6 protein-coding genes are annotated in these 7,419 nt (G+C 67.5%); 2 read left to right on the top strand and 4 right to left on the bottom strand.

Annotation, left to right across the window (positions count from 1 at the left end):
- The first annotated feature begins 157 nt into the window (after nucleotides 1-157).
- Both coaD and ggt read left to right on the top strand, forming a co-directional pair.
- Entirely contained in the window at nucleotides 158-652 is a 495-nt protein-coding gene (gene coaD / locus SAHL_RS16600; protein ID WP_123592530.1) for a pantetheine-phosphate adenylyltransferase, read from the top strand.
- A gap of 85 nt (nucleotides 653-737) precedes the next feature.
- A complete protein-coding gene (ggt, locus tag SAHL_RS16595; RefSeq protein ID WP_123592529.1) occupies nucleotides 738-2,465 on the top strand; it encodes a gamma-glutamyltransferase in 1,728 nt (575 codons plus the stop codon).
- Here ggt and nhaC read toward each other — a convergent pair.
- The 4 genes from nhaC to htpG all read right to left on the bottom strand — a co-directional run bounded on the left by nhaC (nucleotide 2,452) and on the right by htpG (nucleotide 7,203).
- Nucleotides 2,452-3,963: a Na+/H+ antiporter NhaC gene (gene nhaC / locus SAHL_RS16590; RefSeq protein ID WP_221178012.1), complete on the bottom strand. Its 1,512-nt coding sequence runs from the start codon at nucleotides 3,961-3,963 to the stop codon at nucleotides 2,452-2,454. The genes ggt and nhaC overlap by 14 nt on opposite strands.
- Before the next feature lie 146 nt (nucleotides 3,964-4,109).
- A complete protein-coding gene (locus SAHL_RS16585) occupies nucleotides 4,110-4,601 on the bottom strand; it encodes a DUF2489 domain-containing protein (protein ID WP_184947788.1) in 492 nt (163 codons plus the stop codon).
- A gap of 1 nt (nucleotide 4,602) precedes the next feature.
- Nucleotides 4,603-5,181 carry a hypothetical protein gene (locus SAHL_RS16580; protein WP_123592527.1) on the bottom strand — a complete coding sequence of 193 codons (579 nt, stop codon included), beginning with the start codon at nucleotides 5,179-5,181 and terminating at the stop codon, nucleotides 4,603-4,605.
- 69 nt (nucleotides 5,182-5,250) lie between these two features.
- Nucleotides 5,251-7,203 carry a molecular chaperone HtpG gene (htpG, locus tag SAHL_RS16575; RefSeq protein WP_123592526.1) on the bottom strand — a complete coding sequence of 651 codons (1,953 nt, stop codon included), beginning with the start codon at nucleotides 7,201-7,203 and terminating at the stop codon, nucleotides 5,251-5,253.
- Nucleotides 7,204-7,419 lie beyond the last annotated feature (216 nt).

The raw sequence follows: 7,419 nt of genomic DNA, 5'->3' as shown, positions 1-7,419 counted from the left end.
CCCCCGGCGCCCGCCTGTATCTGGAATATCCGGCCGCGCGCCAGGCGCATATCGAGGCGCTGCTGGCCGACGATTTCGACCTCCTGCGGGCCAGACGCGCCGGCGCTGTCGGCTATTGTCTTGCACAGCCCGGCGCGCGCAGCGAAGATAGCCGGCCATGAGCCAATCCAAATCCATACGCGCCGCGTACACGGGGACCTTCGATCCGATCACCAACGGCCACGCCGACGTCATCCGGCGGGCCGCCAGCATGTTCAGCGAACTGATCGTCGCGGTCGCCAGCAACGCGAGCAAGAAATCCATCTTCGACCACGCCGAGCGCGTGGAGCTGGCCAAGCAGGTGCTCGCCGACGTCGACAACGTCGTGGTCATGCCGGTCAGCGGCCTGATCGTCGACTTCGCGCGCAAGCACGAGGTGCGGGTGCTGGTCCGCGGGGTCCGCGGGGTCGGCGATTACGAATACGAGAAACAGATGGCGGTGATGAACCGCCATCTGGCGCCCCAGGTGGACACCATCTTCCTCGCCCCCTCGCCGGAGTTCGCTCACATCTCGTCGACGCTGGTGCGGGAGATCGCGTTCCTGGACGGGCGCATCAGCGGGCTCGTGCCGGGGCTGGTGGCCGACAAGCTGCACGAGAAGACGGCCGGCTAGCGACCGGCCGGCCCGCGGGCAGCGGCTGGAGTGCGATGATTCGACAGGGTATCTTGGCGCCCTGCCTCAACCACGTCGTTCATCGATGCGCCGCACCCTGACCCTGCTGCTCGCCGCCCTCGTTCTCCCGGCCACACCCCTGCCGGCCGCCGCCGACAGCGACACGCCCCCGGCCCCGGCGATATCCAGCGCCCATCCGGCGGCCACCCGGGCGGGCATGACCGTACTCGAACAGGGCGGCAACGCCTTCGACGCGGCGGTGGCGGTCTCCGCGGCCCTGGCGGTGGTCGAGCCGCAGGGCTCGGGGCTCGGCGGCGGCGGTTTCTGGCTGCTGCACGAGGCCGACAGCGGCCGCGACATCATGGTCGACGGCCGCGAGAAGGCACCGAACGCCGCCAGCCGCGACATGTATCTCGACGACTCGGGCGAGTTCATCGAGGACGCCTCGCGCGACGGCGCCCTGGCCGCGGGCATCCCGGGCGAGCCCGCGGCACTGGTGCACATGGCGAGCAAGTACGGCGCGCTCGATCTGGCCACCAGCCTGGCGCCGGCCATCCGCCTCGCCCGCGAGGGCTTTCCCGTGGGCGAGCACATGCACCGACTGGCCGAATACCGCCGCGACGTGCTCGCCCGGTATCCGGCCAGCGCGGCGCTGATCCTCGACGACGACGATCAGCCGCTGCCGGTCGGCACCACCCTGCGCCAGCCGGATCTGGCCCGGACGCTCGAGATCCTGGCGCGAGAGGGCCGCGCCGGCTTCTACGACGGCGACGTCGCCCGCCGCCTCGTGGAAGCCGTGCAGAGCGCCGGCGGGATCTGGACCCGTCAGGATCTGGCGGACTACGAGGTCGTGGAGCGCGAACCCATACGCGGCCGCTACAAGACGCCGCAGGGGCGCTACGAGATCGTATCCGCCGGACCGCCGTCCTCCGGCGGCCCGGTGCTGGTCGAGGCGCTGAACATCATCGAGGGGTTCGACTGGGCCGGGCTGGACGACGTCCAGCGCCGCCACGTCACCATCGAGGCGATGCGCCGCGCCTACCGCGACCGCGCGGTCTATCTCGGCGATCCCGACTTCGTCGACATGCCGATCGCGCGCCTGACCGACAAGCGCTACGCCGCGGGGCTGCGGGTCGGGATCCGTCGCGACCGGGCCACGCGCAGCAACGAACTCGCCCGGGTCACCGCCGATCACGCCAACGGCCGCCACACGACCCACTTCTCGGTGATCGACGCCGAGGGCAACCGGGTTGCGGCCACGCTGTCGGTGAACTTCCCCTTCGGCTCGGGCATGGTCGCCGCCGGCACCGGGGTGTTCCTCAACGACGAGATGGACGACTTCGCGGCCAAGCCGCTCACGCCCAACGGCTACGGGCTGGTCAGCAGCGAAGCCAACGCGATCGCACCGGGCAAGCGGCCGCTGTCGAGCATGACGCCGACATTCGTGGTCGGCGACGACCGGACGCTCGCGCTCGGCACGCCGGGCGGCTCGCGGATCATCTCCATGGTGCTGCTGGGCGTGCTCGACTTCACCCACGGCGGTGACGCCGAAAGCGTGGTGTCGACCCCGCGCTATCACCACCAGTATCTGCCGGACGCGGTCGAATACGAGACCGGCGCCCTGTCGGCGGACACCATCGACGGTCTGGAGGCACTCGGCCACCGGCTCAAGCGGGTCGATCGCCGCTACGGCGACATGCATGCGGTGATATGGGATCGGGTCGACGACCGCATGGATGCGGCCGCCGACCCGCGCGGCATCGGCTGTGCCGCGATCGGGCAGGAAAGCCCCGTCTGCGCTAGCGCCGACTAGTCGCAGCCAGCGACGGCGAGGCCGGCGTGAGCCCGTCGACGTCCAGCACGTGCTCGCCGTCGCGCTGCCACTGCGCGCGCTCGGTCGCGTCGGCCCGCGGGGAGAACCACCCCAGCCAGCCGTAGGCCATGCCGATCAGCGGCGACAGCCAGCAGGCGAAGGCCAGCGGGATGTAGAGCAGGTTGATCGCCTGTCCCTCGGCGATGCCCAGTCCCAGCGCGGTGATCACGACCGCGCCGCCGGCGTTCCAGGGCACCAGCGGGGAGACGAGCGTGCCGCCCTCCTCTGTCGCCCGCGAGAGATTGCGCATGGCCGCTCCCTGACCGCGATAGGCCGGACCGAACATGCGTCCGGTGAGCGCGATCGACAGATAGGGATCGCCGGCGACCACGTTGGTGCTCGCCGCGGCACCGATCGCCGAGGTCTGAAGCCCGCCGAAGCTGCGCACGCGCTGTACCAGCGCCTCGATGAGCGCCCGCAGACAGCCGGTGCGCTCCAGCACGCCGCCGTAGGACAGCGCGATCAGCAGCAGCGTGATCACCCAGGTCATCGACTGGATGCCGCCACCGTTGAGCAGGCCGTCGATGGACTCGACGCCGGTCTCGATGCTGTAGCCGGCGAAGGCCTCGTCGAAGATCGAGGCCAGACTCGCCCCCTGGGCGATCAGGGCGGTGACCGCGCCGACGAGCACACCGAAGAACAGTGTCGGCATCGCCGGCATGCGCGCCAGCGCCAGGCCGATCACCAGCACCACCGGGAGGAGCGTCCACGCCGAGATCGTGAAATGCGCCGCCAGGCCGTCGGTGATGCTCGTAATGCGCTCGAACGAAACCGGCTGGTTGCCGATCAACACGAAGCCGGCCACGGTATAGACGGCCAGCGCGATCGCCATCGAGGGCACGGTGGTGGGCATGAGGTTGCGGATATGCGTAAACAGATTCACGCCGGTGACCGCGGGGGCGAGATTGGTGGTATCGGACAGCGGCGATATCTTGTCGCCGAAGAACGCGCCCGACACCACCGCGCCGGCGGTCCAGTAGGCCGGCAGGCCGAAGCCGTGACCGATGCCCATCAGCGCGAGACCGACGGTGCCGAGCGTGCCCCAGGAGGTGCCCAGCGACACGGAGACCACGGCACAGAGGATCGCCGCGGTGGCGAGAAAGGCCTGCGGGCTGAGCAGTTCCAGGCCGTAGTAGATCAGGGTCGGGACGGTGCCCGCTGCGATCCACACGCCCGTGATCATGCCGACCAGCAGCAGAATCCCCAGAGCCGGCAGACCGACGCGCACCACGTGCAGCATGCCGTCCTGCATGGCGTCCCAGCTGCAGCCGTTGAGCCGGCCGAGCGCAGCGGTGATGCCGATACCGAGTATTAGCGGCACGTGCGGCACGAAGGTGTCGAACACGAAAAGCTGCAGTCCCAGCACCAGAAACGTCAGCACGATCGGCAGCGCCGCCATGGGCACACTGATGCGCGGGGTATCGTCTGTGGTTGTCATCCACACTCCATCATTGAAATGATCGGGGCGCCGGACGATGCGATCCGTCTCGCGGACATGCGCGCAGGCGAACCCGCCACGAGGCCAAGCCGCGGCGTTTTCGGAAACACCGGTAGAGGTTCGCTCCGCGCGAACCCTAAAAAGGCCTAGGGCGCGACCTGCAGCCGGCTCAGCCCGGCACGGCCGGGCGGCACGCCGAAGCGCTGCTGAAGCGCCTGGGCTTCGGCGAGCACGGCGTCTCGCGCCGCGAGTTCGAACGCTTCCCGCTCGCGATCGAGGCGGCGTATCTCGCGTTTCGGCCGGGCATCACGCTCGGCGCCGCGTGGCATCGTACAGGTGGACAGATAGAGACGATAGATCGCGGGGTAGTCGGCCTGCCCGCTGCCGGGGGCATACCAATGGTCCAGCAGCACCTTGAGCCGGATCGCGCCTTCGGAGAGATTGAGCTCGCCGGTCAGGAGGCTGTCCGCGAGGATGGCGATGCTCGCGCTCCGCTCGGCCTGGGTGTCGGCCAGCACGGCCGCGTTGTGACGGTCGCGGTCGCGTCGCTGGGTCGCGACCCGCCACCACAGCCAGCCGGCATAGGCCGCCAGCGCGACGATGATCGCGCCGGCGGCGACGGTAGCGGCCCAGAGCACGCTATTCGGCCATCGGCGTCGACTGTGGACGGCTGCCGCCGCGCAGGGCGTACTGTTCCGTGATGTCGATGGTGGCCATGCCGCCCTCGAAGTCCGGCCGATAGATCACGATCTGGATCACGCGGTCCGGATAGCTGAAGTACACCCGCGACGTGCCGCCCTGGCCCGACCCGGCGCGATCGGTGTGCACGCTCGGGCGTTCGCCGCTCGCGGGCGCCCGGTCGAAAGCCGCGATGAGATTCTCGATGGCGGCCTCGGCATCCTGACTGCGAAACGAGCCGAGATTGTGCGTGACCCGCACGAGCCGGTCGTCCTCGAGGGTGAGGCTGCCGATCGCCGGTCCCCGCGGCGTATCCCGGGAGTCGCCGGCGCGGGGCTTGGGATAAAGATTGTAGTGCCCGCTCGTGCCGGTCGGCGACACGTCGAACTGGGCGTTGGCGATCGCCAGCGTGTCGGCCCGAGACTCGCCGAGGTCGAGCGTGGTGCCGCCGATCTCGACGGTCTGGGCCGCGGCTGTCGCCGCCATGCTGGCGAGCGTGAGCCCGATCAGGGCAGTGCCGATTCGCAGCGTGTTCTTCATGGTCGTGTTCCTCCGTGTCGGTACGCCCCCGACTATGCCCGCTCGCACCGCCGGGGGCGACCCCGGCGCCTAGGCCGCGCCGCGCGAGACTGCCAGCAGCATCTGGTTCATCCGCCGCACGAACGTCGCCGGATCCTCCAGCTCGCCGCCCTCGGCCAGCACGGCCTGCTCGAACAGCATCTGCGAGAAGGAGTTGAACTCGTCCTCGCCCTGCTCATCGGCCAGCTTTTCCACCAGCGGATGGGTCGGGTTGATCTCGAGATGCGGCGCGCTATTGGGCATCTCCTGGCCGGCTTCCTTGAGAATGCGCTCGAGATGCGCCGACATGCCGTGCTCGTCGGCCACGAGACACGCCGGGGAATCGGTCAGGCGGTGCGTGACCCGAACCTCGTTGACCCGATCGCCCAGCGCTTCCTTGATGCGCTCGACCAGGTTGGAGGATTCCTCCTCGAGCTTTTTCTGCTGCTCCTTTTCCTCTTCGGTCTCGGCCTCGCCGAGATCCAGCGCGCCCTTGGCGACCGAGGAGAACTCCTTGCCCTCGTACTCGGTCATGTGGGCCATCACCCACTCGTCGACGCGGTCGGTGAGCAGCAGCACCTCGATGCCCTTCTTCTTGAAGATCTCGAGATGTGGGCTGTGCTTGGCCTCGGCCAGCGTATCCGCGGTGATGTAGTAGACCTTGTCCTGGCCTTCGGCCATGCGCTCGATATAGGTATCCAGCGACACGCCCGGATCGGCCGACTCGTCGGTCGTGGTCTTGAAGCGCAACAGCTTGGCGATGCGGGCCTGGTTTTCGTAGTCCTCGACGATGCCTTCCTTCAACACCGTGCCGAACTCGTTGGAGAAGGTCTTGAACTTCTCGGGCTCTTCCTCGTCCTTGGCCATCGATTCGATCAGGCCGAGCACCTTCTTCACCGACCCGGAGCGGATCTTGTCCAGCAGGCGGTTGTTCTGCAGGAGCTCGCGCGAAACGTTGAGCGGCAGATCGTTGGAATCGATCACGCCCTTCACGAACCGCAGGTAGCGCGGCATGAGCTTGTCGGCGTCGTCCATGATGAACACGCGCTGCACATACAGCTTCACGCCGTGGGCCTTGCCGTTCGGATCGAACAGATCGAACGGCGCCCGCTTCGGGATATACAACAGGTTGGTGTATTCCTGGCTGCCCTCGACCTTGTTGTGGGTCCAGGTGAGCGGATCCTCGAAGTCGTTGCAGGTGTGCTTGTAGAACTCGGCGTAGTCCTCGTCGGACAGCTTCGACTTGGGCTCGGCCCACAGCGGGGCGCCGCGGTTGACCTGTTCCCAGCCGGCTTCCTTGCCTTCCTGCTCGTCTTCTTCCGACAGCTGCTCGCGCATCTTGATGGGGAAGGCGATATGGTCGGAATAGGTCTTGACCAGATGCCGCATGCGGTGCGGCTCGGTGAATTCCTCTTCGCCTTCGCGCAGATGCAGCGTGACGGTGGTGCCGCGCTGCGGCTTGTCGATTTCTTCCAACGTGTATTCGCCGCCGCCGTCCGAGATCCAGCGCACGCCGGTGGATTCGCCGCCGCGGCGGGTGTCCACCACGACCTGATCGGCCACGATGAAGGCCGAATAGAAACCGACGCCAAATTGGCCGATCAGCTTGGCGTCCTTCTTCTCGTCGCCGGACAAGCTGTCGAGAAAGGCACGCGTGCCGGACTTGGCGATCGTGCCGATGCGCTCCATGACCTGGTCGCGCGTCATGCCGATACCGTTGTCCGAGATCGAAACGGTGCGGCCGTCCTTGTCCTGATCGATCCAGATCTGCAGCTCGGAATCGCCTTCGAACAGCGAATCGTCCTTGAGGCCTTCGAAGCGCAGCGTGTCCAGCGCATCCGACGCGTTGGAGATCAGTTCGCGGGCGAACACCTCCTTGTTCGAATACATCGAATGGATCATCAGCTGCAGCAGCTGTTTCACCTCGGCCTGAAAACCGTGTTTCTCGGCGTTCGCGCTCGGCTGCGCGCTTTCGGTGTCCGGGTTCGACTGCTCTTCACTCATCGCTTGGCTCGTCCGATCTGTGGCTGTTGAATGGTGACCGTGGCGCCCTCGCCACCTAACACGGCGGTATGCGGCCCGGTCGGCGCTTTTTCAAGTTCTGCGGCCGCCGCGCAACAGGCCCCGGCCATCAAAAAAGCCCGCCGGTGGCGTAATGCTGTTCACTTAAGCATTGCAGGTTAGGCGGAGCTTACCGAGAATCCGGCTTTCACATGTGGA

The sequence above is a fragment of the Salinisphaera orenii subsp. halophila YIM 95161 genome (assembly GCF_003732545.1).
Taxonomy (GTDB): Bacteria; Pseudomonadota; Gammaproteobacteria; order Nevskiales; family Salinisphaeraceae; genus Salinisphaera; species Salinisphaera orenii_A.
This window is presented reverse-complemented; position numbering and strand designations above follow the sequence as displayed.